General features: G+C 71.0%; 1 protein-coding gene. It reads left to right on the top strand.

Going from position 1 to position 286, the window contains the following annotated elements; translation table 11 throughout:
* Positions 1–286, top strand: a 286-nt coding sequence (locus AC1MIR_RS27860; protein ID WP_480031415.1) for a hypothetical protein, incomplete at both ends; no start/stop codon positions are given.

The following is a 286-nucleotide window of genomic DNA, read 5'->3' as shown; positions in this document are numbered from 1 at the left end:
CCGCGGCGGGATGAGCTTCGTCAACATCGTCACCTCGGCCCGCGGCTGGATCCTCGAAACCCTGGCCCGGGAGATCGCCGCGCGCCTGCCCTACGTCGCCTTCGGCGAAGGGCCGCGCCGCGCCGCCGCCCTCCAGGACTACATCTCCTATTCCTGCCGGCGCCGCCGCCTCTCGCCGATCGAGATCGCCGTCTTCACCCATCTCGAACCCGAAGGCGCCGCCCAAGACGCCTTCTTCGACACGGCGCGCCAGGTGGACCACAGCGTCTGCCACGCCTCCGCCTCA

The sequence above is a fragment of the Falsiroseomonas sp. RANM36 genome (genome assembly GCF_056682175.1).
This window is presented reverse-complemented; position numbering and strand designations above follow the sequence as displayed.